This is a genomic window from bacterium, assembly GCA_004299235.1.
Classification (GTDB): Bacteria; Chloroflexota; Dormibacteria; order Dormibacterales; family Dormibacteraceae; genus SCQL01.
The window spans coordinates 13960-36586 of sequence record SCQL01000035.1 but is presented as its reverse complement, the minus strand read 5'-3'; the positions used below and the strand labels follow the sequence as shown (position 1 = coordinate 36586).

Below are 22627 nucleotides of genomic sequence, written 5' to 3'. Positions count from 1 at the left end.
CCGGGGCGCCACGGCCTTAACGGCGTGCTCCGGCCGGGCGGCCGCACAACCTACCATCGCTGCCTGTGAAGCTCTGGGACCCGCTCGCCCTCCGCGAGCTCACGGCCCTGCTGCGCGACCCCGTCTTTCGTGGCCGGGGCGTGCCGCGTGGGGACGGCCGGCCGGTGCTGCTGGTGCCCGGCTTCCTCTCCGGCGACTGGTCGTTGCGCGTCCTCCACGGCTGGCTCGGCCGGATCGGTTACAGCCCCCACCTCTCGGGCATCCTCTTCAACGTCCACCACTCGGAGCGGATGCTGGCCGGCCTGAGGCACCGGCTGGCCGAGATCGAGCGCCAGAGCGGGCGGCGCGTCAGCGTGGTCGGGCACAGCCGTGGCGGGCTCCTCGCCAAGGTCCTGTCGCAGCGACGGCCCCAGAGTGTCGAGCAGGTGATCGCGCTCGGTTCTCCGCTGGCCGATTTCACCGACCTGGCGCTCATCACCCGGGCCGCCGTGGGCGTGGTCAAAACCGCGAACGAGATCGGCTACGGCCGGCGCCTGAGGGCCGAAGGCCGCTTCGAGCACGACCTCGAGCTTGCCCCGGTCGTACCCACGACCTCGATCTACACGCGATCGGACGACGTGGTCAACTTCCGCTCCTGCCTCCGCCCGGACATCCCGGCGATCTCCGTTTGGGGCAGTCACAACGGCCTCGTCGTCAACCCTGAGGTGTACAGGCTTCTCGGCCGGTTGCTGGCGCGTCCTCGCCGGCCGGCCGGCTGAGGTTGCCGAGCTGATCGCGGCCGCCATCGCGCTCGCCTTGTGCGCCGCCGCCGTGCACGGGGCGTGGAACGTGCTCGTCAAGGTCAGCGGCAACCCGATGGCCACGTTCCGGCGCGCCAGCTATGCCGCGGTTCTGGTCATCACCCCGCCTGTCGCGGCGGCCTGGTTCATCGGCGGACGCCCCGGGTTCACCGCGCCGGCGGCGGGGCTGTGCGCTCTGTCCGCGAGCCTCGAGGTCGCCTATCTCTGGCTGCTGTCGGCCGCCTACCGCCGCGGCGAGCTGTCGGTCGTGTATCCGATCGCCCGCGGCTCCGCGCCGCTGCTCGCCGTCGCCGCCGGGCTCGGACTGCTCGGGGAGAGGCTGGCGCCCGTGCAGCTCGCGGGGGTGGGCCTGTGCCTGCTGGGGATCCTCGCGGTCACGCTGCCGCAGACCAGCGGCCGGGCCACGCTGCCGGCCCTGCTGACTGGCGTCGCCATCGCCGCCTACACGGCGGTCGATCGGGTCGGAGTGCGCCTGTCGACGCCGTGGCTCTACGGCTGGCTGCTGGTGGTGCTCATCACCGCCGGTCTGATCGGCTCGAGCTGGATCGCCTCGAAGCTTGACGCGGGCCGCCGGAATGGCCTCGAGGACCACCGTTCACTCGAGCCGCCTCCGCCGGCCTGGCCGGGGTCCTTGGTGATCGGGGTCTTCATGTGGGGTGGCTATTTCCTGGTGCTCTGGGCACTCAGCTTCGCTCCCTTGTCCGTGGTTGCCCCGGTGCGGGAAACAGCGATCGTGGCGGTCGCCGTCTGGGGGGTCTGGAGGTTGGGGGAAAGCCGGGCCGCCGCCCTGAAGCTGACAGGCGCGCTGGCCACCCTGGTGGGCGTCTTTCTGCTCGCCGTTTGAGCCGATTTGACTTGCCGGATGAGGGTGGTAAGGTAAGCCGGTCGCCGGGTGTCGAGCGATGTTCGCCGCGGTCGTCGATCTTCTCGAAAGGACCCGTGCGTTCGCGAATTTACTTTCGAGAAGAGGAGTTTCGAGATGCCGACTGGCACCATCAAGAAGCTGGTTTCGGACCGCGGGTTCGGGTTTATCGCGGCCGAGGACGGGCGGGAGTACTTCTTCCACCGGACCGGCCTTGACTCGAGCGTGAACTTCGATTCGCTGGCGGGCGGCGAGCGCGTCAGCTTTGAGATCGAGCCGAGCCAGAAGGGCCCGCGCGCGAACCGAATCAAGCTCGCGTAGCCACAGCTCTCCGCGCCGGTCGCCATCAGCGGCCGGCTTTCTTATTCCTGGCGCCTGCGGCTCACGCTTCGGTGTTCCGCCACTCCCGCTCCAGCCACATCGCGGCTCGCAACGTATCCACGTTCGTGCGTCCCACCACCTGGATGCCGACCGGGAGTCCATCCACCGGAGCCGGCAGGGCCACCACCGGTTGCCCCGTCGTGTTGAACGGCCGCGTGAATCGCGACAGGGGCTCGCGGACCTCGTTCCCGGCGTCGACTGGCGGGGCCACGATCGCCGTGGCGGGGACGAGGAGGGCGTCGATCCCATCCATCGCCCGCATCGCCGCTTCGCGCAGCCGCGGCCGCTCGAGGCGGGCCTCCTCGTAGTCGACGGCCAGCAGCCCGAGGCCACGCTGGAGGTGGCCCAGCACGTCAGCGCCGTACTTCTCAGGGCACTCGCCCACCCAGCGCCGGTGATAGGTCGCCGCCTCCACCAGCAAGATGGTGAGGCCGGTGCGGAAGAGCAGGTCGCGATCGACGAACTCGATCTCGGGCACGCCTGCGGCAACCCGCCGCCACGCGTCGTCGGTCGGCTCGTCCAGGCCCGAGACCCAGCCCGCCGGGACGGCGAGTCGCGGTCTCTGCAGGCGGTCGGCCGTCACCGCCTCGCCGGACATCATGGCAAAGGCACGCGCTGCGCCGCCGAGGTCAGGCGCCATCGGGCCCAGGGTGTCCAGTGATTGGCTGAGCGGGATCACGCCCGCGATGTCGATGCTGCCGAACGCCGGCTTGAAGCCGACGACGCCGCAAAGCGACGCGGGGATGCGGATGGAGCCCCCGGTATCGCTTCCGATCGCCCAGTCGCACATGCCCGCCGCCACGGCGGCAGCCGACCCCCCCGACGATCCGCCGGCGACCCGGCTCGGATCATGCGGGTTGCGGACCGTCCCGTGATGCGGGTTCACGCCCGTCACCCCGAGAGCGAACTCGTGCAGGTTGGTCTTGCCCACGACCACGCAGCCCTCGCGCCTGATGCGCCGCACCACCGGGGCGTCCCGGTCGGCGGCCCTGTCGGGAAGGATGACTCCACCCGCCGTCGTGACCATGCCCGCGACGTCGACCAGGTCCTTGACGGCCACCACCGGCCCGCCGCCCTCCTCGGCCGAGATGGAGATGAAAGCGTTGAGGTCCGCTCGTTGACTGATCCGCTGCCGCGCCAGCTGCAATTCCATGACGCAATTCTCACGTCTAAAGGGGGCGGGGTTCGTGCCCGGCGAGTTATCCTCCCCGGAGATGCCGCCGCAGACCATGAGCGCGATCAACCCCAGCCTCGCCTGGAGCAAGGTCGACGTCCTGACCGCGTATCAGCGCCTGACCGCCGAGATTCAGATCCGCGGTCGCCTGCGCGAGACCATCAACGACCCCGAGCCCCTGTTCCACCTCCGGAACGTGAGCGCGGAGCCCCTGCTGCCCGGCGCGGTGGCGCTGAACGGCGTGCCGGAAGGCCTGTTCAGCAAGGACATGATCGGCGGCATCCGGACCATCGAGCCCGAGCCTCCGCCACCCGACCAGGTGATGGAGATGGTCCGGCGCTACGTGATGTTCCAAGCCGGCGCTTTCATGGTCACCGGCGCCGCGGAGTTCCCCAAGGCGACCGAGCCCAGCATGCACAACGAGATCCTGCTGAAGGCGCATTTCTTCCCCATGGTCGACGTCACCGTGACCGTTCTCGGCGTCACCGGTCGGAGCTGGACTCAGCCCTCGATCCTGGTCAACCGCGACCAGATGCTCGCGCTGTACCTAGGCTGAGCTCCGCGAGAAGATCCGGGCCAATCGCGCCCACAGGACCGAGAAGAGCAGACCGAGCGCGTTGACCGGTTTGGCGGCGGCCGGTGCCGGCGCCGCCGGCGCCGTCTTGGCGCCGCCCGGGCTGGAGTCCGCCGGGGAAGCCGGTTCGCCGGCCTCGACGTTGGCCTTGATGCAGGCCGCCATCTCGTTGACGATGCGGCGTGACACGTCCTCCATCACTCCGCGCCCGAACTGGGCGACGCGGCCCGCGACGCTGTATTCGGTGACGATCTTGACCACGGATCCGTCGCCGTCGACGGCCACGCTCATCAGAGCCTTGGCCCGCGCCGAACCCGGGTTGGTGATCTCCTTGCCTTCGGCTTCGAGCGTCGCCGTACGGTTCGCGTCGTCCCGATCCGCGATCCTCGCGGTGCCGCTGTAAGCGACCGTGATCGGGCCGACTTTGACTTTGACCTTGCCTTTGAAGGTGGTCGCGTCGACGATCTCCGAAAGCTCTGCTCCGGGAACGCAGCCGACCACTTTGTTGACGTCCAGCAAGTAGCCGAACACCCGATCCGGCGGCGCACTCACGCTGAACGAATTTTCTAGTTGCATTTCGCCGCTAAAAGTAGCGCAATAGAGAAGTTCACCTCGGCTCGTTCACGAGGGTGTGAGGTTCCTGGCGCCGCGAAGCGCCGCCACCGCTGATTGGAGGAGCCGTATGAAGCACAAGGTCGTCACCACAGTCAACGGCCACCGCCACGAGCACGAGGTCGAGCCACGCCTTTTGCTCGTGCACTACCTGCGTGACGTCGTCGGGCTCACCGGCACTCACATCGGCTGCGACACCAGTCAGTGCGGGGCGTGCACGATTCTGGTCGACGGCATGGCGGTGAAGAGCTGCACCATGTTCGCCCTCCAGGCCGAGGGCAGGAACCTGACCACGATCGAGGGCATGGCCAGGGACGGCGAGCTCCATCCGCTGCAGCAGGCGTTCTGGGACGAGCACGGCCTCCAGTGCGGCTACTGCACGCCGGGCTTCATCATGGCCGCGGCCTACCTGCTCTCGCAAAACCCCGACCCGACCGAGGACGAGATCCGCAAGGGACTCGAGGGCAACCTCTGCCGCTGCACCGGGTACGTGAACATCATCAAGTCCGTCCAGTCGGCGGCGAAGGCGATGAACGGGTCGAGGGCCAGGATGGGCGAGCGAGCGGCTGCCGCCCGGAGGAGCTGAGGCCATGGCGGTCACCACGATGATCGGCGCCAAGATCCACCGCCGCGAGGATCCGCGGCTGGTCAGCGGGCACGGGCGGTTCGTCGACGACATGACGCGGCCGGGCATGGTGCACATGGCCGTGGTGCGGAGCCCGCTGGCGCACGCCAAGATCCGATCCATCGACCCGTCCGACGCCAGCAAGGCGCCGGGCGTCCACGCGGTCTACACCTACGCCGATTTCAAGGACCACATCGCGGGCGGACTTCCGGTGTCGGCGTCGTTCGTCGCCGAGAAGAAACAGGTGCCCAACCAGTTCCCGATCGCGCATGACGAGGTCGTCTACCAGGGCGAGCCGGTGGCCGTCGTGATCGCCGGCGAGCGCTATCAGGCGGCGGATGCCGCGCTTCTGGTCCAGGTCGATTACGACCCGCTGCCGGCGGTCATGAATCTCGACAAGGCCATGCGCCCGGGCGGCCCGACGGCCCACAGCGGCGCCCCGGACAACATCGGCTGGGAACTGACTTACTCGCCAGACTCGCCTGAGGCCTTCCAAGAGGCCGAGGTGGTCGTCAGGGAGCGAATCCTTCAGCAGCGGCTCTTCCCGATCGCCATGGAAGGACGCGGCCTGGTCGCGGAGTACGACGGCTACGACAAGCGGCTGACGCTGTGGACCTCGAGCCAGGTGCCGCATTTCATCCGGCTCTTCGTCGGCACCGCTTGCGGCCTGGCGGAGAGCCAGGTGCGCGTCATCGCCGGTCCCGATGTGGGCGGCGCCTTCGGCAGCAAGATCCGGCCGTACCCCGAGGAGTACCTGGCCTGCATCGCCTCCAAGCTTGCCGCACGCCCCGTGAAATGGACGGAGGGCCGCTCCGAGAACCTGGTCGCCACGACCCATGGACGCGGGCAGATCTTCGACATCGAGGTGGGCGCCAAGAAGGACGGCACCCTGGTCGCCCTGAAGGTCACCCAGTTCCTCGACATCGGGGCCTACCAGGGCGTGTTCGGAGCCTTTCAGGCGGTCGCCTGCCTCCTCTCGGGCGGAGCGTACAGGTGGAAGCACATCGCGGCTCGGACGGTGGGCGTGCTGACGAACAAGACCTCCACCGATCCGTATCGGGGGGCGGGACGGCCGGAGGCCACCCACCTCGTCGAGCGGGCGGTCGATCTCGTCGCGCGCGAGATCGGGATGGACCCGGTCGATGTGCGCCGCAAGAATTTCGCCACCGAGTTCCCCTTCACCAACAACTTCGGACTCACCTACGACTCCGGCAACTACGCGAAGGCCCTCGACAAGGCGCTGGACCTCGCCGGCTACCAGGATCTGAGGCGCGAGCAGGAAGCGCTTCGCCGGCAGGGTCGCTACCTGGGGATCGGGCTGTCGACCTGGATTGAGATCTGCGGCCTGGGCCCCAGCGCCGCCACCGCCCCCGCGGCGGGCGTGGCCCTGGTCGAATCCTCCCAGGTGCGCATCCATCCCACGGGCGGTGTGTCGGTGTACGTGGGGACGCACTCGCACGGACAGAGCCATGACACGACCTTCGCCCAGCTCGTCGCCGACACGCTCGGCGTCCCTTACGACTCGATCGAGATCCGCCATGGCGACACCGCGGAAGGGCCCGCCTTCGGCTACGGCACCTACGGGAGCCGCAGCCTGGCCGTGGGCGGGATGTCGGTGCGGAAGTCCTGCCTCAAGGTGATCGACAAGGCCAAGAAGCTCGCCGCGCATGTGCTCGAGGCGGCCGAGGACGACATCGTCTTCGAGCAGGGCCGGTTCACCGTGAAGGGCAGTCCCGAGAATTCCAAGTCAATCGGCGAGATCGCCTTCGCCAGCTACGGAGCCGGCCTGCCGGAGGGTATGGAGCAGGGGCTCGAGGCGGTCAGCTACTTCGATCCGCCCAACTTCACGTGGCCGTTCGGGGCCCACGTCTGCGTGGTCGAGGTCGACCCGGAGACCGGCGCCGTCGACATGCGCAAGTACATCGCCGTCGATGACTGCGGCAACGTGATCAACCCGATGATCGTCGATGGTCAGATCGTGGGCGGGATCGTGCAGGGCATCGCGCAGGCGCTTTACGAGGAGGTCGTCTACGACGACGAATCGGGCCAGCTCAAGACGGGGACGCTGCTCGACTACCTGGTCCCGACCGCCAACGAGATTCCGGCCATGGTGCTCGACAAAACCCTGACCCCAAGCCCCACCAACGAGTTGGGAGTCAAGGGCATCGGCGAGGCGGGGACGATCGCCGCCAGCGCCGCCGTCATCAACGCCATCTGTGACGCCCTGAGCCCGTTCGGCATCAAGCACGTCGACATGCCCGCCAGCCCGGACCGGCTGTGGAAGCAGATCCAGCTCGCCAAGCGGGCGTCCGGCGACGGAAAGGAGGCCCGCCAGTGATCCCAGCCGCATTCGAATACGCGCGCGCCTCCTCCGTGGAGGCGGCGGCCGAGCTCCTGCGCAAGTACGGTGAGGACGCCAAGGTGCTGGCGGGAGGCCACAGCCTCATCCCGCTGATGCGCCTGCGCCTCGCCCAGCCAAGCGCGCTTGTCGACATCAACGGCATCCAAGAGCTGGACCACATCAAGGCGGAGGGCTCCAAGCTGCGGATCGGTGCGCTGACCCGCCACGTGACCATCCAGAACTCACAGGTCGTCAAGGACAAGTTGCCGATCCTCGCGGAGGTGGCGGGCGAGGTCGGAGACAACCAGGTGCGCAACATGGGCACCATCGGAGGGGTGGTCGCGCACGCCGACGCGGCCGGCGACTACCCGACGATCGCGCTGATGCTGGACGCGGACATCGTCACCAACCGGCGGACCATTCCCGCCAGGGACTTCTTCACGGACCTGTTCACGACGCCTCTGGCGGCCGACGAAATCGTGACCGAGGTCGTGTTCCCGGCGGCCGGCGGGCCGCACAAGTACATCAAGTTCCGCCGGCGCCTCTTCGACTGGGCGATCGTCGGTGCGGCGGCACAGAAGATGAACGGGGGCTGGCGCATCGGCCTGACCAACGTCGGCCCCACGCCGGTGAGGGCGAAGGCGGTCGAGGAGGCTCTGCGCAAGGGCGCCAAGGCGGACGAGGCCGCGCAGCACGCGTCCGACGGGTTGAACCCGTCAGGCGACCTTCGCGCGAGCCCCGAGTACAAGAAGCACCTCGCGCGCGTCCTCACCAGGAGGGCGATAGAACAAGCGGGCTAGCGGCTCGGTAGTCTTTTGGCGTGGCCCCGCCTCCGGCGAGCATCGATGACGTAGAGACGCGCCTGCGCGATCGCCGCTACATCGGCGATCGCGGGCTGGCGACGTCCATCTTCCTCGCCCTCAAGCTCGACAAGCCCCTGTTCATCGAGGGCGAGGCCGGGGTCGGCAAGACCGAGGCGGCCAAGGTCATGGCGGACGTTCTCGGCGCGCGCCTCATCCGGCTGCAGTGCTACGAGGGCATCGACCTCGCCCACGCGGTTTACGAATGGAACTACCCGCGGCAGCTGCTGCACATCCGGCTCCTGGGCGAAGGCGAGGACCGGCGGATGGCGGAGCGCGAGATCTTCAGCTCGGAATTCCTCCTCCGCCGTCCGCTCCTGGACGCGATCGACAACGACGACGCCACGCCACCGGTCCTTCTCATCGATGAGATCGACCGTTCGGATGAAGAGTTCGAGGCGTTTCTGCTCGAGCTGCTGTCCGACTTCCAGGTTTCGATCCCCGAGATCGGGACCATCAAGGCGAAGCACGCGCCGTTCGTCGTCATCACCTCCAACCGCACCCGCGAGGTGCACGACGCGCTGAAGCGGCGTTGCCTGTATCACTGGATCGACTATCCCGACCTCGAGAAGGAGGTGGAGATCGTGCGCGCGAGGGCGCCGGAAGCCGCTGACGGGCTGGCTCGGGAGGTGGCGTCGCTCGTCCAGGGCCTGCGCGGCATGGACCTCTACAAGGTGCCGGGCGTCGCCGAGACCCTTGACTGGGCGCGATCGCTCGCCGTCCTCGGCGCCACCCGCATCGACGAGACGCTGGTCAACGCGACGATCGGCGCCGCACTCAAATACCAGGAGGACCTGGAGAGGGTCCGGGCTCAGGTCCCCGCACTGGTGGACAAGGCACGAGGTGCCTAGGACACCGGACCTGCTGCCTCGATTGGGAGCGTTCGCGCGACTGCTGCACGACGCGGGTGTCGAGGCCGGCCCGCGCCGGCTGACGGATGCCACCCGGGCGCTCAACCACATCGACCTGAAGCAGCAGGGCGACTTCAGGAACGCGCTGCGGGCGGTGTTCGTGAGTCGCAAGGAGGACATCGTCACGTTCGAGGCGGCGTTCGACATCTTCTGGGCGCCACCCGATCCTCGATCCGCCGCCGGCGCCCTGCCCGGCCGCAGCCGCGGGCTGCCCATGTCCCCGGAGCGGGCCAAGGTCTGGGCCGAGGCGCTCGGCCTCAACAGCTCCGGGATGAATCGCGAGCCGGATGCAACCGCGGTGCCGGCGAGTTCCAGCGGCTACAGCGCCGATGAGCTGCTGCGCCACAAGGATTTCGAGCAGATGACCTGGCAGGAGACCGAGCAGGTCCGCCGCCTCCTCGAGGCGGCTCCGTGGCGCGTCGCCGAGCGGCGAACTCGCCGCTTGCGCCCCGCGCGAGCGGGCCGCATCGACCTGAGGCGTTCAGCGCGTCACGCCATCCGATCCAGCGGCGAGCTCATGCAGCTGTTTCGGCGCCGCCCCAGAGTGCGCCGCCGTCCGCTCGTGCTCCTATGCGACGTGAGCGGATCGATGGAGCGCTACTCCCGGCTGCTGATGATCTTCGCGCATGCGATCGCGCGACGAGAGGACCTCGAAGCTTTCGTGTTCTCGACCCGCCTGACCCGGATAACCCGGCTGCTTCGATATCGCGATCTCGATCGCGCGCTCGACTCGGTGAGCAAGGGCGTTCACGATTTCAGCGGGGGGACGAGGATTGGCGAGGCGCTCGCCGACTTCAACCGGCATTGGGCGCGCCGGGTGCTCGGGCATGGCGCCGTCGTGATCATCGTGAGCGACGGTTGGGATCGCGGGGATCCGGCGCAGCTCACCGCCGAGCTCATCCACCTGCGGCGCTCGGCGCACAGGCTGATCTGGCTCAACCCGCTGCTCGGCTCGGAGGGCTATCAGCCGCTGACCCGCGGCATGGCCGCGGCGCTGCCCCACTGCGACGACTTCCTTGCCGCCCACAATCTCCAGGCGCTGGACGACCTGGGCCGGTTGCTGGCCGGCCTCGGCAGCCGATCGAGGATTTAGGGATGCGAGAAGTCCTGGGCGAGCTCAGCGAGTGGACGCGGGCGGGCGAAGAGATCGCCCTCGCCACGGTGGTCGAGACCTGGGGTTCGAGCCCGCGACCGCTGGGTTCCAAGATGGTCGTCACGCGATCGGGCAAGATGGCCGGCTCGGTTTCCAACGGCTGCATCGAAGGCGCCGTGTTCGAGGAGGCACAGAAGGTGCTCGGGAGCGGCGCGCCGAAGCTGGCCGCATTCGGGGTCGCCGACGACGTCGCCTTCGAGGTCGGACTCGCATGCGGCGGCCACATCGAGGTCTTCGTTCAGCCGCTGGGCCAGGTGCACCTGGAGCTGATCTCCATCCTGCAGCGCGACGAGCCGGCGACGTTGCGCACCGACCTGGTCACGGGCGAGGCAGAGGTGAGCAAGGGCACGCCAGCGGGCACCGAGCTGGCACGGCGCGACCGCGCCGTGGGCGACTTTTTCGTCGAGCCTTTCCGCCGTCCCGCGCACCTGATCATCATCGGCGCGATCCACATCGCGATCCCGCTGCATCGGCTGGCGAAGCTGATGGGCTACCGCGTCACGGTGGTGGACGCGCGAGCGAAGTTCGCCACCAAGGAGCGGTTTCCGGATGCCGACGAGCTCATCGTCGCGTGGCCGGATGTGGCGATGGCCAAGCTGGCGATCGACAACGCGGCGTACGTGGTGATCCTCACGCACGATCCGAAGTTCGACCTTCCCGCGCTGCGCTCTGTGCTCGGCCACGATGCCGGGTACATCGGGGCGATCGGCAGCCGCAAGACGAACCAGAACCGCTTCGACGCGCTGCGGGCGGAGGGATTCAACGAAGACCAGCTGTCACGGGTGCACGGGCCGATCGGCCTGGACCTGGGAGGGCGCGGGGCGGAGGAGACGGCGCTAGGGATCCTGGCGGAGATCACCGCCGTGCGATTCGGAGGCTCGGGGGTCTCCATGCGTGAGGTGAGACGGCCCTCCGTCGCGTAGCTCCGGTCCGGGGTTTTTGGAGCGGCTCCTGAAGCGTTTCGCCTTCATCCGGTTCCCGCAGGAGGCCATGGTGCACCAGCGGCTCGAATGGTTGCGGGAGCGATCGTAGAACGCCCACCGGCACGGCGGTGACTCGCAAAGCTTGAGCCGCGACCAGTCCTCACCCTCCATGGCGGTGTAGACCGCGGCGACGATGCGCCCGATCGCCCCGACCACGCCCGTGACCTCCGGGTCGAGTCGCGGCCTGCCGTCGGCGGCGAAGCGAATGCGCACGCGGCCGGCCGCGGCGGCCTCATTGAGCGTGGCGATGTCGATGGGATACAGTGGGAAGCCCGAGTTGGCGCCGATGACGCCCCGGATCGCCTCGCGGACGGCGATCGCGTGCTTCAGGTCGGAGGCGTCGACGGGCTGACCCTCTTCGATGAGGCCTCGTGCCACCAGCCACGCATTGAGCGTGTCCGGGCCGGCGAGCTCTTCGGGTCCGTCCTGGAGATCGACTGTGTTGACGAAGGCCTGAACGAGGCCGAGGGCGCCTCCGGCGGTCTCCCGATTGGACATTGATTCTCAGTATATCCATAACCACTACGGCTTGAACATCGGTTATAATAACCCTTGTAACCGGTAAGCCAGTTACGGGGAGAAGGAAAAATGTACCCATACATGAACGAGGACGTCGCCTGGCAGCGGCTGAAGGACCTGCAGCTGGAAATGGAGAACAGCCGCCTGCTGGCGACGGGGGGTGTCCCCGCGGCCGTGGCCTGGGCCCGTCGCCTGGCCGAGCGCGCGCGGCGGCTGGGAGGTTTTCTGATGTCGCGCCCGTCGCGGCGCCAGTCGGAGGTCGACCGTGAGGAGGCCGCAGAGAGGGCGGCGGCTTCGGACGCCGCCTAGGGTTTGGCCCCGAAGGTTCGGGACGCGACGCTAGGCGCCGGCCAGGCGGCGCAGGACGTCGACCTGCTGGGCGTCCGGGCCCTCTCCCGCGCCCGGCACCTCGAGGATGAACGGCACCTTGGCGAGCCGGGGCTCGTGCAGCAGGGCGCGAAAACCGGCTTCGCCGATCTGTCCGTCGCCGATGTTCGCGTGCCGATCCCGGTTGGAGCCGAGGCCGGTGACGGAGTCGTTGCAGTGGATGACCTCGACGCGGTTCAAACCGACCACCCGGTCGAGCTCGTCCAGAGTCTTCGCCACATCCGCCGGCGTGCGTTCGTCATAGCCCGAAGCGAAGGCGTGGCAGGTGTCGAAGCACACTGAAACCCGCGGATCGCCGAGCGCGGTCAGCATCTGCGCGATCTCCTCGAACCTCGCGCCGACGCAGCCGCCGAGACCCGCGTTGTTCTCGATCAACAGGCGCGCACTGCTCGGGTCGGCCCGCTCGAGCACTCGCCGCAAATGTTCGAGGATGCCCGGCAGCCGGGCCTCGAAGCCCGCGCCCTTGTGTGAGCCGGTGTGGAAGATGACTCCGTCGACGCCGAGCTCATCGGCCGCCTTCAGATAACCCGCGAGCGTGCTTTCGGATCGCTGGCGCAGGGTCGGATCGTCACCGGCGAGGTTGATCAGGTAGACGGCATGGAAGTAGAAGGGCGGACGGCCGTGCTTGGCGGCCGCCTCTTTGAAGGTGGCGATCCGCGTTTCGTCCAACTTCGGCGATCCCCAGAAGCCAGGCGGCGTGGGGTGGACCTGGATCGCCTGCGCACCCATTGCGGCCGCGCGGTCAAATGCGAGGTGCAGGCCGCCGGACGAGTCGACGTGAGCTCCGAGCAACGGCATTCGGAAAGATTAAGTCGTGGTCGCTCCTCACCACCCAGGAGGTGGTGCGTGCCGGTGGCCCTTGGGCAGCCTCGGCGCTGAGCGGCATCTGGCATGCTGAGGAGCGCGATGGTGTTTGTCATGAGCGACCTCGACCTGGCCATCAGGGGACGCACCTATCGCGAGCCTGAGGGGCCGCACTCACTGGTCGTCCGCGGCAAGGACCTGGAATCCGCTTGCCAGCATGTCGCCGCCCGAAAGGACTGCCGCGCGCTGGCCGTGGTCGGCCTGCCCGAGGCCGTGCCAGACCTGTCGTGGCTTGCGGGCCGGCGCCTGTTCCTGGTCGACGGCGACAGCGCGCGTCTGCGTGAGTTTGCGGAGGCCGCCATACGGGCTGAGATCGACGTCGAGTGGATCCGGTCGGCCCGACCGCCATTCGAGCGCCTCGCCGCCGCCCTGCTCCCGGTCGGTGCGATCGTGCTGGCGGCCGGGTCGAGCTCGCGCATGGCCGGGCCGCAGAAGGTGTTGCTCGAGGTCGCCGGCAAGCCGATGGTGCGGCACGCGATGGAGGCCGCGGCCGAGGGCGGGTGCCACCAGGTCGTGGTCGTCTATTCGGCGGAGGACGTCAAGCGGGCGGTCGTCGGCGATGCGGAGCTCGTGCACAACCCTCATGCGCGCACGGGCATGGCGTCCTCGCTGCAGGCTGGGCTTCGAGCCATGCGACCGGAGATCGAGGCGGCCGTGGTGCTGCTCGGGGACCAGCCGCTGGTCGGTTCTCGCACCGTGGCCGCGCTGCTCAGAGCCTGGCGGCGCGAGGGTTCGCGGCCGGCGGTCGCGGTGAGTCAGGCCCACAACGAATGGGTGCCGCCCGTGGTCCTGGCGCGCGAGCTCTGGGCTGAGCTCCTCGCGCTCAAGGGCGACGCCGGCGCGCGGCAGGTCCTCCACGGCCGCCCGGAGCTCCTCGACACGGTGCCCGCGCCGGGGCGCTCCGACGACATCGACACGCCCGCCGATTACGCCAAGATCGTGCGGCTGTTTCCGCGACGCAAGCCCCGGCAGCGCGCTTAGCGCGCCCTGATGCGGCGCCAGAGCGGCGCCGCCGCCCGACCGCGTACGATCTCAATGGTGCTAGTGATCGCTCTAGGAGTACTAACTTGAAAGATCGAGGGGGAGCCGTGGGCAAGGGGGCCGGGCGGAAGCGGGTCGCATCAGGTGGCGGGACCGGTTGGCTCAAGGCCGGCCGGTACGACGACATCGTCTACGAGACCTGGGATGGCATCGCCAAGATCACGATCAACCGGCCGGAGGTTCGCAATGCCTTTCGGCCGACCACCGTGTTCGAGATGTCGAAGGCGTTCGAGGTCGCGCGCGACGACCCGAAGATCGGCGTCGTCATCCTCACCGGGGCCGGCACCGAAGCCTTTTGCTCCGGCGGCGACCAGCGGATCCGCGGCGATGACGGTTATGTCGACTCCAAGGGCACAGGGCGGCTCAACGTGCTCGACCTCCAGATCCAGATTCGCCGCCTGCCCAAGCCGGTGATCGCGATGGTCGCGGGTTATGCGATCGGCGGGGGCCACGTGCTGCACGTCGTGTGCGACCTGACGATTGCCGCCGACAACGCGCGCTTCGGCCAGAGCGGCCCGCGCGTGGGCAGCTTCGACGGCGGCTACGGCTCGGGGCTGCTGGCCCGCATCGTCGGGCAGAAGAAGGCGCGCGAGATCTGGTTTCTCTGCGAGCAGTACGACGCCCGGCAGGCGCTCGACATGGGCCTGGTCAACAAGGTGGTGCCGCTCGCCGACCTGGAAAAGGAAACCGTCGCCTGGTGCCGCCGCATGCTGGAGCTCAGCCCGCTCGCGCTGCGCATGCTGAAGGCCGGGCTCAACGCCGCAGACGACGGCCTGGCCGGCATCCAGCAGCTCGCGGGCGACGCCACGCTGCTCTATTACCTCAGCGAGGAGGCCCAGGAGGGGCGCGACGCATACGTCCAAAAGCGCAAGCCGAACTTTTCGAAGTTCCCGAAAAGGCCTTGACATGGCGGCTGCCGGCGCCGCGCTGAACCCGGCGCGTGTGTGGTGGTCGGCGGTCCGTCCGGCCACGCTGGCGGCCTCGGTCGCGCCGGTCCTCGCCGGCACGGCGGTCGCCGTGCACGACGGTGGAGCGCGCCTGGTCGCGGGTTCGCTGGCGCTGGTCGTCGCGGTGGCGATGCAGGTGGGAGTGAATTTCGCCAACGACTACTCGGACCACGTTCGCGGCGCCGACAATCCCCGCCGCGTCGGCCCGCTGCGCGCGGCATCTTCCGGCGTCGTCGAGCCGGCCCATGTCGGGTGGGCGGCGATCGCCGCCTTCGGCGTCGCCGGCATCGCCGGACTGGTGCTCAGCCTGGCCACCGACTGGCGGCTGCTGGTGGCCGGCGCCGCCTGCCTGCTGGCCGGCTGGCTCTACACAGGAGGGCCGCGGCCGTACGGCTACTTCGGCCTGGGCGAGCTCTTCGTGTTCGTCTTCTTCGGCCTGGTGGCGACCGCGGGCACCGTGTATGTCGAAACGCTCGGCGTGACGCCGCTCGCCCTGGTCATGGGCTGTGCCATGGGTTGCCTCGCGAGTGCCATCCTCGTCCTCAACAACCTGCGTGACATCGCCACCGACGCGGCCGCCGGCAAGCGGACATTGGCCACGCGCCTCGGCCGCCAGCGCACGCTTTACCTGCTGGTCCTGCTCGTCAGCGCCGCTTTCGCCGTCCCGATCGTCGCCCTGGCGGCGAAGCTTGCCGGCGTGACCGTGTTGACGGTGCTCTTCGCCATCCCGATCGCCGCCGGCGCCGTTGGCACCGCGTTCACGACCCGCGACGGCCCGCAGCTGGTGGGCGCGCTCAAACGGATCGCGATCGCGGAGCTGGCCTACGCGCTGCTCTTCGCCCTCGGACTGCTCCTGTGACCAGCGCGTACGTCACGGCCCGGCAGCCGTGTGAGGTGGCGTGCGAAGTCGAGCGCCTCACCAATCGAGGATGGCGGTCATTCGTCCTCCGACCCGTGGTCGGCGGCGGCATGCTCGACCGCGAACGATTGGGTGCGGCTCGCTACGCCGCGGGCACTCAGGCCGGCGTCGAGCTGGGGGACCAGTCGTCACCGGCCGCCCCCGAGGCGCCGGTCGCCGCGGCGGGAGCGAGGTGAGACGCGAGCACGCGCGCCAATGCATCGGGTCTTTCCTGGTGCACCGGGTGACCGGCGCGCAGCACGACCTCGACCCGCCCGTTGGGCACGGTGGCCGCCAGGCGGCGGGCCGAAGCGACGTAACCGTGGTCGAGCTGCCCGGCGACGAACGTGCATGGAAAGGCGGCGTGAGCGAGGTCGTCCCACAGCGGTTCCATGGCCCCAGCTCCCATGCCGCGCAGCGACGCGGCAAGGCCGGCGACGTGATTGCTGAGCCGTTCCGCCCGAACGCGCGAGACAAACGCCGGGCCACGCCGCTCCAGGCCGGCGAAAAGAGGCAGGCCGCTCCAGTAGTTGACGAACGCTTCGAGCCCGTCCTTCTCTATCCGGCCGGCCAGCGCGTCGTCACCGCGCCGCCGGCCTTCGCGTGCCTCCTCCTCGAGACCGGCGTGCGCGCCGATGGTGAGCAGCGACAGGACGCGCCGCGGCCGCCTGGCCGCAACGTGAAGCGCGAGCCGGCCGCCCATCGAGTAGCCCGCCAGGTGCGTGCGCTCGATGCCGAGGTGGTCCCAGAGCATCTCGAGGTCGGCGGTGCAGGCGTCCAGGGTGCAGGGGGCGCCGGGCGGCGTCCGCGTCTCGCCGTGGCCTCGCAGGTCGGGCACGATCCACATCGAGCCCGCCGGCATCTTGGAGATGACCTCCCGCCAGCTGCTCCCGCTCTGGGTGAAGCCGTGCAAAAGAGTGACCGGCGCGCCTTCACCGGTCACGAAATAGCTCAAACGGACGTCCTTACCCTCGAGAATCACATGCAGATCGTATGGATGTAACCCAATCCTTCGCCGCCACCTTGGTTGACGAGCTGGCGGCTCAGGGTGTCGAGTACGCGTGCGTTTCGCCTGGCTCGAGGTCCGCGCCGGTCGCGATGGCGTTGCAGCGGCATCCCAAGATCAGGGTGCTCATGCACATCGACGAGAGGTCGGGATCGTTCTTCGGCGTCGGCCTGGCCAAGTCGACGGGCAAGCCGGTCGTCCTCCTGTGCACCTCCGGCACGGCGGCCGCGGAGTTCCACCCGGCGGTCGTCGAGGCTGCCTATTCACGCACGCCGCTCATCGTGCTCACGGCGGACCGGCCCCCGGAGCTGCAGGGCGTGGGCGCCAATCAGGCGATCGATCAGCAGCGGTTGTACGGCAGCGCGGTCAGATGGTTCTTCGACCCGGGCCCGCCGGTCGAGCTGCCCGGCGCCGCGCGCATTTGGCGGCGGTTGGCGGCACGGGCATATGCGGAAGCGGCCGCGGGTGGGCCGGTGCACATCAACCTTCCCTTTCGAGAGCCTCTGGTCGCCGAGCCGGGCCAGGTGGCGGCGCCGCTGGGGTCGCCCGGCCAATCGATGAGCGGCGGTCGGCCTCTGCCGACGCCGGGCCAGGTGGCGATCCTGGCATCGGCGCTGCAGCGCGCACAGCGGCCGCTGGTGGTGGCCGGCGAGATGCGCGATGGTGAGCGCCTGGCTTCGTCTCTGCACCGCCTTGGCCTGCCGGTGCTGGCCGAGCCGACCTCGCAGCTGCGGCGGCCGGAGACGGGAGCGTCGATCGAGTCTTACGAAGCCCTCCTTCGCGCCGGCTGGTCGCTGCAGCACGGGCCCGACCTCGTCATCCGCCTGGGCGCCACGCCCACGTCCCGGGCCCTCAACGCCTGGCTGGCAGCGGCGTCAGCGCCGACCTTTCTCATCGACCCCGATCACGCGTGGCGCGACCAGGATCAGGTGGCCAGCAACGTGGTCGCATGCGACCCCCAGCCGTTGCTGGAGGCGCTGGTGCCGGCCGAGCGACCGGCGTGGCGCGAGCAGTGGGTGACGGCGGGAAAGCGGGCCACGGCCGCCATCTCGGCGGCGCTCGTATCGACCCCGCTCCACGAAGGCCATGTCGTTCGCGCGCTGAGCGCCCGGCTGCCGGAGACGGCGCAGGTGTTCATCGGCTCCAGCATGCCGATCCGCGCCGCCGACAGTTTCTGGCCGCAGGCCAGGACGCAGCAGCGCTTCTTCGGCAATCGTGGCGCGAGCGGCATCGACGGCCTGGTGTCCACGGGGCTTGGAATGGCCGCCGGACGCGGCCACGTCCCGACCGTGCTGCTGCTCGGCGACCTCTCTCTCTACCACGACATGAACGGCCTGTGGGCGATGCAGCGACACGGGCTGCGCGCGACGTTGGTCGTGTGCGACAACGACGGCGGCGGCGTCTTCAACTTCTTGCCGCAGGCGCAGCACCAGGACGTGTTCGAAGAGCTGTTCGCGACGCCGCTCAGCCTGGACCTCTCCCAGGTCGCGCGCCTCTACGGCCTTGTCTACAGCCCGGTCACCGACCGCTCAGGCCTCGAGCCGGCGATCGCCGACGCGATCGCGGCGCCCACCCCGACCATGGTCGTCGTCCGGTTCAAGCGCGAGGACAGCGTCAACGGACACCGGCTGTGCTGGGAATCGGCCGCTGCGGCCCTTCGCGTCTAGCTCGTCGGGGGAGTCCCAAGTCAGACCAGGGGAGCCCACACGCGCGGTCTCCTCAGACCAGGGCCGCGAGCAAGGCCTTGAACTTCAGCTCCGTCTCCTCCAGCTCGCGCGCGGGATCCGAGTCCGGCATCACGCCGACACCGGCGTAAAGCCGTGCCCCGTCCTCCCACAAAAGGCCGCATCGCAACGCCACCGCCAGCTCGCCGTCGCCCCGCCCGTCCATCCAACCGACCGCGCCCGCGTACCAACCACGCTCCATGCCTTCGAGCTCGTCGATGAGCGCGTCAGCCGCGGCTCGGGGCCAGCCGCCGACGGCGGGAGTGGGGTGGAGGGCGGCGGCCAGCTCGAGGACGTCCGCGGCGGGCTCGTCGAGGTCGGCTGTGACCGTGGTGGCGAGATGCTGGATGTTGGTGAACCTGACCACCTCCGGCGGGCGCGCCGTCACCGAGCGCGCGAGCGGCCGCAGGGCATCGACGACGAACTCCGACACCAGGCGATGCTCGTCGGCATCCTTGGCGCTCTCTTCGAGCTGGCGGGCGAGCCGATCGTCCTCGGCTTCGGTCGCCCCACGCGCGACCGACCCGGCCATCGGCTGCGCGACCGCCCGGCCGCCCGATCGCCGTACCAGCAGCTCCGGGGACGCCCCCGCGAAGGCGGTGCCGTCCGCGCCCGTGACGAGGTACGTGAAGCACGACGGATAGGCGGCGCGGAGGGCGCGCGCGACCATGCCCGCGGAGACCACGCCGTCGCCGCGCGCCATGACCTCGCGCGCGAGCACGACCTTGGCGGCGTCGCCGGCACGAAGCCGGGCCGCCGCGGTTTCGACCGCCGCCGTCCACGCCACGGGGTTGCGGACGGGAGTCACGCCCAGCTTTCGAGCGGCGGGCGCACGCACGCCCGGGGCGGCCAGCTCGAGCAGCGCCTCCGCACCCGGCGCCGTCGCGGTGGCGAACGTCCGGCCGCGCACCCGTGTGACCGCCAGCTCGGGCACGCGAAACAGCAGGGCCGGAAAACCCGACCACGGCCCGCCCGGCTCGCGATCTGGCCGGTAGGCAAAGCCACCGACGGCGATCGGTCCCGCGCCGAGCGCGCCCGAGCCGGCGCCGCCCAGAGAGCTGCTCAGCCTGCGCCACAGGCGGGATGCGGCGAGGAGGCGGTCCTCACCGGCTTCGAAGTCGCTGACCTTGCCCACCGCATCCTCGAGCGCCACTCCGCCCGGGGCGGCGACCAGGTCGAACGCGCGGCCGAGAGCCGCCACGCTGACCGCGTCGGGCATCGGCCGCTCGACGAGCAGCACCTCGCGCCCCGCGTCGCGCGCGGCGCTGACGAGGTCGACCAGGTCCGGCGTGCGATCCAGCTCCCATGAACGGACGGGGGCGGCGGTGATCAACGGCCCCTCCTTTCAATGTGCTCGCGCGCCGCGCGCAGCAGCGTGCGCTGAAAGTGGTGCCGCACCAGGGTGCCGCTCGCGTCCAGGAGCTCGTTGAACAGCTCGAGAAGCCTGCGTTCGGCGGCCTCGGCCGCTCCGCCCTCCGCCTGGATGCGCTCGCGCACGTGATGGTCGAACAGGTCGACCGCCTGCCGGGCGGTGCGGTCGACCGCGGCCGAGTAGTCCTTGCCTAGATCCATCAGCGCGCCGAAAGGAACGCCGGCCGCGATCAGCCGCATCCCCGCGGCGATCGCCTCCAGGTCGTCTGCCGGGTACAGCGGTTCATCGCCGCCTTCGCGCGGGACCAGCAGCCCGGCTTGCTCGAGGCTCAGGAGCAAAGGCGCGGCCACGCCGCTGCGCTCGGCGAGCTCGCTCAAGGTGAGGGTCTGCGGCGCGGCCGGCCGCGTGACCGCCGCCACCAGCGCTTCGTCCGAGGGCTCCAGCTCGCCGGCGAGAAAGCGCTGGATCACCGTCAGGGTGAAGCCCTGCTGCTGGAGCTTCTTGATGCGTCGCAGCCGCTCCAGGTGCTCGTCGCCGTACCAGGTGACCCGTCCGTCGCGCCGCGGCGCCGCGAGCAACCCCTTCCCCTGGTAGAAGCGAATCGTGTCCACGGCCACGCCGGCGGCGCGAGCCAATTGTTCGATCCGATACTCCATGAGTGGATACTCGCATAAACGATGTCTCCCCCTGACCCAAGAGGCGAGACGCCTTCGCTCCCGTTCAGGGGGTCGTCGGGCAGGCGCCCGCGCCGGCGGCGGCGGTGCGGTCTCCCAGGGTCAGCGGGATCGTGGTCGTGCTGCCGCCCCGCGCGACCGTGAGCTGCACGGTTTCGCCGGGGCCGTGGGGCTGGATCGCCCCGCCCAGGGTCTGGCCATTGATCAGGTCGACGCCATCGACCTTCTCGATGAGGTCACCCGAGCGCAGCCCGGCCCTGTCCGCGGGCGTGCCGGGCAGCGCGGTCGTGACCAGGACGCCGTAGCCCTGGACGTCCTTGCCGGCGGCGAGATAGGCGTCCTCTGGCTGATAGCAGACGCCGATGTACGGATGGCCGGGCTTGCGTCCCGCGATCAGGTCTTCGGCAATGCGCTTGGCGATGAGGCTGGGGATCGCGTAGCCGATCCCCTGACCGCCCGCATTGGTGGCGGTGTTGACTCCGATCACGTTGCCGCCGGCGTCCGCCAGCGGGCCGCCGGAGTTGCCCGGGTTGATGGCGGCATCGGTCTGCATCACATCGGGCAGGTCCTCGGCGGGCGTGCCGCCGCCGCCGCCGGCCGAGATGCTGCGGTGAAGTGCGGAGATGATGCCCGCCGTGACTGAGCTCTGGTTGCCGAGGGGGCTGCCGATGGCGACCACCTGCTGGCCGGCGACCAGCTTGGTCGAGTCGCCGAACTGCGCCAGGGGCAGCGACCCATCGCTCACCTTGACGACGGCGATGTCCTGTATCGGGTCGGTGCCCTGGACCGTGGCGGTGAAGTGGCGCCCGTCCGGCATCAACACCACGACCCTGGTGGCGTCGGCGACGACGTGGTTGTTGGTCACCAGGTAGCTCACGCCGTTCTGCCGCGCGATCACGAAGCCGCTGCCGATGCCGCCGCCGCCGCCATTCCTGCTGACGATCAGCTCGGCGACCGCGGGCCCGAGGACCTGCACCACATGGGCGGGGTCGAACGTTCCCGACGCGGGGATCGGAGCCGGGCTGACGACGGGGATGCTGATGGGGGTCCCGCTCGGACTTGGGCTCGGCGACGGGCGAGCGCTGCCCATCGGATGGATGGTGCAGGCGCCGGCGAGCAAGAGCGCCAGCACGGGAGCGATCAGGCGCAAGGCTCTCATCGGCTCATCCGTAGGTGTTCCAGTAATACATGTGGTCGAGCCACGTGGGATCAGCGCGGAAGGCGCGGGCGAAGAACTCCACCGCGTCAACGTAGTCGTAGTCGAGGTTGTAGTGCCAGATGGCCTGGCGCATGTTATACGGAGCGCCGTAGTGGACCAGGTAGCGGGCGGCGGCCAGGATGGCGTCGTGCGGGTCGTTCACGTTCCCACCCTCGCCATAGCCAGCCCACGTGCCGGGTAGGAACTGCATCGGTCCAAGGGCGCCCGCCGACGACGGCCCGTTGACCCGTCCGAAGTTGCTCTCGATGAAGTTGATGGAGGCGAGGTAGCTCGCATCCACGCCGTACCGCTGCTGCGCCTCGAGGTAATACGAGCGCAGCGCGCTCACCGGCCTGGCGTCCGTGTAGGGATGGATGAAATGGACGTTGACCAGGTAGTACTGATCGATGCCCGCGAGGGCGTACAGCGAATGCAGCGCCGCGATGGAATCCTGGAACGGCGCGGCCACGTCAGGCGGCAGCAGCGGCTCCACGGCCGCCTCCACGCTCGCGTAACCCGCCAGCTCGTAGAGCCTCAGCTCCTCCTGCCGCGCCGCGGCGCGATAGGCGTATGCCGCGTCTTCCATCGCCAGCTCCTTGCGTAAGCCGTCGATGACGCTCGAGGGCTGCTGCGCCGCGATGGCCTGCATCCGGCTCGAGGCCTGGGTCATCGCCAGCTCGGCGGCGACGATGCGCGCGGCTTCGTGGTGCGCGTTGGGGGC

General features: G+C 69.5%; 24 protein-coding genes. 15 read left to right on the top strand and 9 right to left on the bottom strand.

Annotation, left to right across the window (positions count from 1 at the left end; genetic code table 11):
* Positions 1 to 65 precede the first annotated feature (65 nt).
* The 3 genes from EPN29_13430 to EPN29_13420 all read left to right on the top strand — a co-directional run bounded on the left by EPN29_13430 (position 66) and on the right by EPN29_13420 (position 1983).
* Entirely contained in the window at positions 66 to 758 is a 693-nt protein-coding gene (locus EPN29_13430; protein ID TAN31425.1) for an alpha/beta hydrolase, read from the top strand.
* Positions 571 to 1644, top strand: a complete 1074-nt coding sequence (locus EPN29_13425; GenBank protein ID TAN31424.1) for a hypothetical protein — start codon at positions 571 to 573, stop codon at positions 1642 to 1644. Before EPN29_13430 ends, EPN29_13425 begins: the two co-directional genes overlap by 188 nt.
* A 135-nt stretch (positions 1645 to 1779) precedes the next feature.
* Entirely contained in the window at positions 1780 to 1983 is a 204-nt protein-coding gene (locus tag EPN29_13420) for a cold shock domain-containing protein (protein TAN31423.1), read from the top strand.
* A 61-nt stretch (positions 1984 to 2044) separates the two neighbouring features.
* Here EPN29_13420 and EPN29_13415 read toward each other — a convergent pair whose 3' ends face one another.
* Positions 2045 to 3286, bottom strand: coding sequence for an amidase (locus EPN29_13415; protein TAN31422.1), 1242 nt, complete (start codon positions 3284 to 3286; stop codon positions 2045 to 2047).
* On the opposite strand from EPN29_13415, the gene EPN29_13410 reads away from it, so the two are divergent.
* Positions 3258 to 3773, top strand: a complete 516-nt coding sequence (locus EPN29_13410) for a hypothetical protein (protein TAN31421.1) — start codon at positions 3258 to 3260, stop codon at positions 3771 to 3773. The genes EPN29_13415 and EPN29_13410 overlap by 29 nt on opposite strands.
* Here the strand turns inward: EPN29_13410 and EPN29_13405 are convergent.
* A complete protein-coding gene (locus tag EPN29_13405; protein ID TAN31420.1) occupies positions 3765 to 4367 on the bottom strand; it encodes a hypothetical protein in 603 nt (200 codons plus the stop codon). The genes EPN29_13410 and EPN29_13405 overlap by 9 nt on opposite strands.
* 106 nt (positions 4368 to 4473) lie before the next feature.
* Between EPN29_13405 and EPN29_13400 the strand changes: the two genes are divergently transcribed.
* From EPN29_13400 to EPN29_13375, 6 genes are read left to right on the top strand one after another with little or no spacing between them, the layout of a single operon-like run.
* A complete protein-coding gene (locus EPN29_13400; GenBank protein ID TAN31419.1) occupies positions 4474 to 4989 on the top strand; it encodes a (2Fe-2S)-binding protein in 516 nt (171 codons plus the stop codon).
* Between the two features lie 4 nt (positions 4990 to 4993).
* Positions 4994 to 7366, top strand: a complete 2373-nt coding sequence (locus EPN29_13395) for a xanthine dehydrogenase family protein molybdopterin-binding subunit (protein TAN31418.1) — start codon at positions 4994 to 4996, stop codon at positions 7364 to 7366.
* Entirely contained in the window at positions 7363 to 8169 is an 807-nt protein-coding gene (locus tag EPN29_13390) for a xanthine dehydrogenase family protein subunit M (protein TAN31417.1), read from the top strand. Before EPN29_13395 ends, EPN29_13390 begins: the two co-directional genes overlap by 4 nt.
* Positions 8170 to 8189: 20 nt before the next feature.
* Positions 8190 to 9080: a MoxR family ATPase gene (locus tag EPN29_13385; protein ID TAN31416.1), complete on the top strand. Its 891-nt coding sequence runs from the start codon at positions 8190 to 8192 to the stop codon at positions 9078 to 9080.
* Positions 9073 to 10233, top strand: a complete 1161-nt coding sequence (locus tag EPN29_13380; GenBank protein ID TAN31415.1) for a VWA domain-containing protein — start codon at positions 9073 to 9075, stop codon at positions 10231 to 10233. The genes EPN29_13385 and EPN29_13380 overlap by 8 nt, the downstream gene beginning before the upstream one ends.
* 2 nt (positions 10234 to 10235) lie before the next feature.
* Positions 10236 to 11216 carry an XdhC/CoxI family protein gene (locus tag EPN29_13375; GenBank protein ID TAN31414.1) on the top strand — a complete coding sequence of 327 codons (981 nt, stop codon included), beginning with the start codon at positions 10236 to 10238 and terminating at the stop codon, positions 11214 to 11216.
* Here EPN29_13375 and EPN29_13370 read toward each other — a convergent pair.
* Complete coding sequence (locus tag EPN29_13370; protein TAN31413.1) at positions 11130 to 11774, bottom strand: hypothetical protein; 645 nt, start codon at positions 11772 to 11774, stop codon at positions 11130 to 11132. The genes EPN29_13375 and EPN29_13370 overlap by 87 nt on opposite strands.
* A gap of 90 nt (positions 11775 to 11864) precedes the next feature.
* Here EPN29_13370 and EPN29_13365 point away from each other — a divergent pair, with 90 nt between their 5' ends.
* Positions 11865 to 12104: a hypothetical protein gene (locus EPN29_13365; GenBank protein ID TAN31412.1), complete on the top strand. Its 240-nt coding sequence runs from the start codon at positions 11865 to 11867 to the stop codon at positions 12102 to 12104.
* 30 nt (positions 12105 to 12134) lie between these two features.
* On the opposite strand, the gene EPN29_13360 is transcribed toward EPN29_13365, so the two are convergent.
* The gene (locus EPN29_13360; GenBank protein ID TAN31411.1) at positions 12135 to 12980 is read right to left on the bottom strand and encodes a deoxyribonuclease IV; all 846 of its coding nucleotides are present in this window, start codon (positions 12978 to 12980) and stop codon (positions 12135 to 12137) included.
* Positions 12981 to 13073: 93 nt separating this feature from the next.
* Between EPN29_13360 and EPN29_13355 the strand changes: the two genes are divergently transcribed.
* From EPN29_13355 to EPN29_13345, 3 genes are all read left to right on the top strand, one after another.
* On the top strand, positions 13074 to 14027 hold the full coding sequence (locus tag EPN29_13355; protein TAN31410.1) for a nucleotidyltransferase family protein: 954 nt from the start codon (positions 13074 to 13076) through the stop codon (positions 14025 to 14027).
* 107 nt (positions 14028 to 14134) lie between these two features.
* Entirely contained in the window at positions 14135 to 14992 is an 858-nt protein-coding gene (gene menB / locus EPN29_13350) for a 1,4-dihydroxy-2-naphthoyl-CoA synthase (protein ID TAN31440.1), read from the top strand.
* Between the two features lies 1 nt (position 14993).
* Positions 14994 to 15893, top strand: coding sequence for a 1,4-dihydroxy-2-naphthoate polyprenyltransferase (locus EPN29_13345; GenBank protein ID TAN31409.1), 900 nt, complete (start codon positions 14994 to 14996; stop codon positions 15891 to 15893).
* 157 nt (positions 15894 to 16050) lie between these two features.
* Here the strand turns inward: EPN29_13345 and EPN29_13340 are convergent, their stop codons facing one another.
* Positions 16051 to 16941, bottom strand: a complete 891-nt coding sequence (locus EPN29_13340) for an alpha/beta fold hydrolase (GenBank protein TAN31408.1) — start codon at positions 16939 to 16941, stop codon at positions 16051 to 16053.
* Here EPN29_13340 and menD point away from each other — a divergent pair.
* Complete coding sequence (gene menD / locus EPN29_13335) at positions 16926 to 18605, top strand: 2-succinyl-5-enolpyruvyl-6-hydroxy-3-cyclohexene-1-carboxylic-acid synthase (GenBank protein ID TAN31407.1); 1680 nt, start codon at positions 16926 to 16928, stop codon at positions 18603 to 18605. The two genes, EPN29_13340 and menD, sit on opposite strands and share 16 nt — an antisense overlap.
* Positions 18606 to 18657: 52 nt before the next feature.
* Here the strand turns inward: menD and EPN29_13330 are convergent, their stop codons facing one another.
* The 4 genes from EPN29_13330 to EPN29_13315 form a co-directional block, all read right to left on the bottom strand.
* Positions 18658 to 19995 carry an isochorismate synthase gene (locus tag EPN29_13330; protein ID TAN31406.1) on the bottom strand — a complete coding sequence of 446 codons (1338 nt, stop codon included), beginning with the start codon at positions 19993 to 19995 and terminating at the stop codon, positions 18658 to 18660.
* On the bottom strand, positions 19992 to 20690 hold the full coding sequence (locus EPN29_13325) for a MerR family transcriptional regulator (GenBank protein ID TAN31405.1): 699 nt from the start codon (positions 20688 to 20690) through the stop codon (positions 19992 to 19994). The genes EPN29_13330 and EPN29_13325 overlap by 4 nt, the downstream gene beginning before the upstream one ends.
* 64 nt (positions 20691 to 20754) lie before the next feature.
* Positions 20755 to 21867 carry a PDZ domain-containing protein gene (locus EPN29_13320; GenBank protein TAN31404.1) on the bottom strand — a complete coding sequence of 371 codons (1113 nt, stop codon included), beginning with the start codon at positions 21865 to 21867 and terminating at the stop codon, positions 20755 to 20757.
* 4 nt (positions 21868 to 21871) lie between these two features.
* Complete coding sequence (locus EPN29_13315) at positions 21872 to 22576, bottom strand: hypothetical protein (GenBank protein ID TAN31439.1); 705 nt, start codon at positions 22574 to 22576, stop codon at positions 21872 to 21874.
* Between the last annotated feature and the right edge of the window lie 51 nt (positions 22577 to 22627).

Excerpts from the sequence above, each read along its gene's own strand:
- EPN29_13365 (TAN31412.1), top strand. The coding sequence starts at position 11,865 with ATGTACCCATACATGAACGAGGACGTCGCCTGGCAGCGGCTGAAGGAC.
- EPN29_13355 (TAN31410.1), top strand. The coding sequence starts at position 13,074 with ATGCTGAGGAGCGCGATGGTGTTTGTCATGAGCGACCTCGACCTGGCC.
- EPN29_13370 (TAN31413.1), bottom strand. The coding sequence starts at position 11,774 with ATGTCCAATCGGGAGACCGCCGGAGGCGCCCTCGGCCTCGTTCAGGCC.
- EPN29_13405 (TAN31420.1), bottom strand. The coding sequence starts at position 4,367 with ATGCAACTAGAAAATTCGTTCAGCGTGAGTGCGCCGCCGGATCGGGTG.
- EPN29_13325 (TAN31405.1), bottom strand. The coding sequence starts at position 20,690 with ATGGAGTATCGGATCGAACAATTGGCTCGCGCCGCCGGCGTGGCCGTG.
- EPN29_13320 (TAN31404.1), bottom strand. The coding sequence starts at position 21,867 with ATGAGAGCCTTGCGCCTGATCGCTCCCGTGCTGGCGCTCTTGCTCGCC.
- EPN29_13420 (TAN31423.1), top strand. The coding sequence starts at position 1,780 with ATGCCGACTGGCACCATCAAGAAGCTGGTTTCGGACCGCGGGTTCGGG.
- EPN29_13375 (TAN31414.1), top strand. The coding sequence starts at position 10,236 with ATGCGAGAAGTCCTGGGCGAGCTCAGCGAGTGGACGCGGGCGGGCGAA.
- EPN29_13315 (TAN31439.1), bottom strand. The coding sequence starts at position 22,576 with ATGACCCAGGCCTCGAGCCGGATGCAGGCCATCGCGGCGCAGCAGCCC.
- EPN29_13400 (TAN31419.1), top strand. The coding sequence starts at position 4,474 with ATGAAGCACAAGGTCGTCACCACAGTCAACGGCCACCGCCACGAGCAC.
- EPN29_13345 (TAN31409.1), top strand. The coding sequence starts at position 14,994 with ATGGCGGCTGCCGGCGCCGCGCTGAACCCGGCGCGTGTGTGGTGGTCG.
- EPN29_13395 (TAN31418.1), top strand. The coding sequence starts at position 4,994 with ATGGCGGTCACCACGATGATCGGCGCCAAGATCCACCGCCGCGAGGAT.
- EPN29_13360 (TAN31411.1), bottom strand. The coding sequence starts at position 12,980 with ATGCCGTTGCTCGGAGCTCACGTCGACTCGTCCGGCGGCCTGCACCTC.
- EPN29_13410 (TAN31421.1), top strand. The coding sequence starts at position 3,258 with ATGCCGCCGCAGACCATGAGCGCGATCAACCCCAGCCTCGCCTGGAGC.
- menD (TAN31407.1), top strand. The coding sequence starts at position 16,926 with ATGGATGTAACCCAATCCTTCGCCGCCACCTTGGTTGACGAGCTGGCG.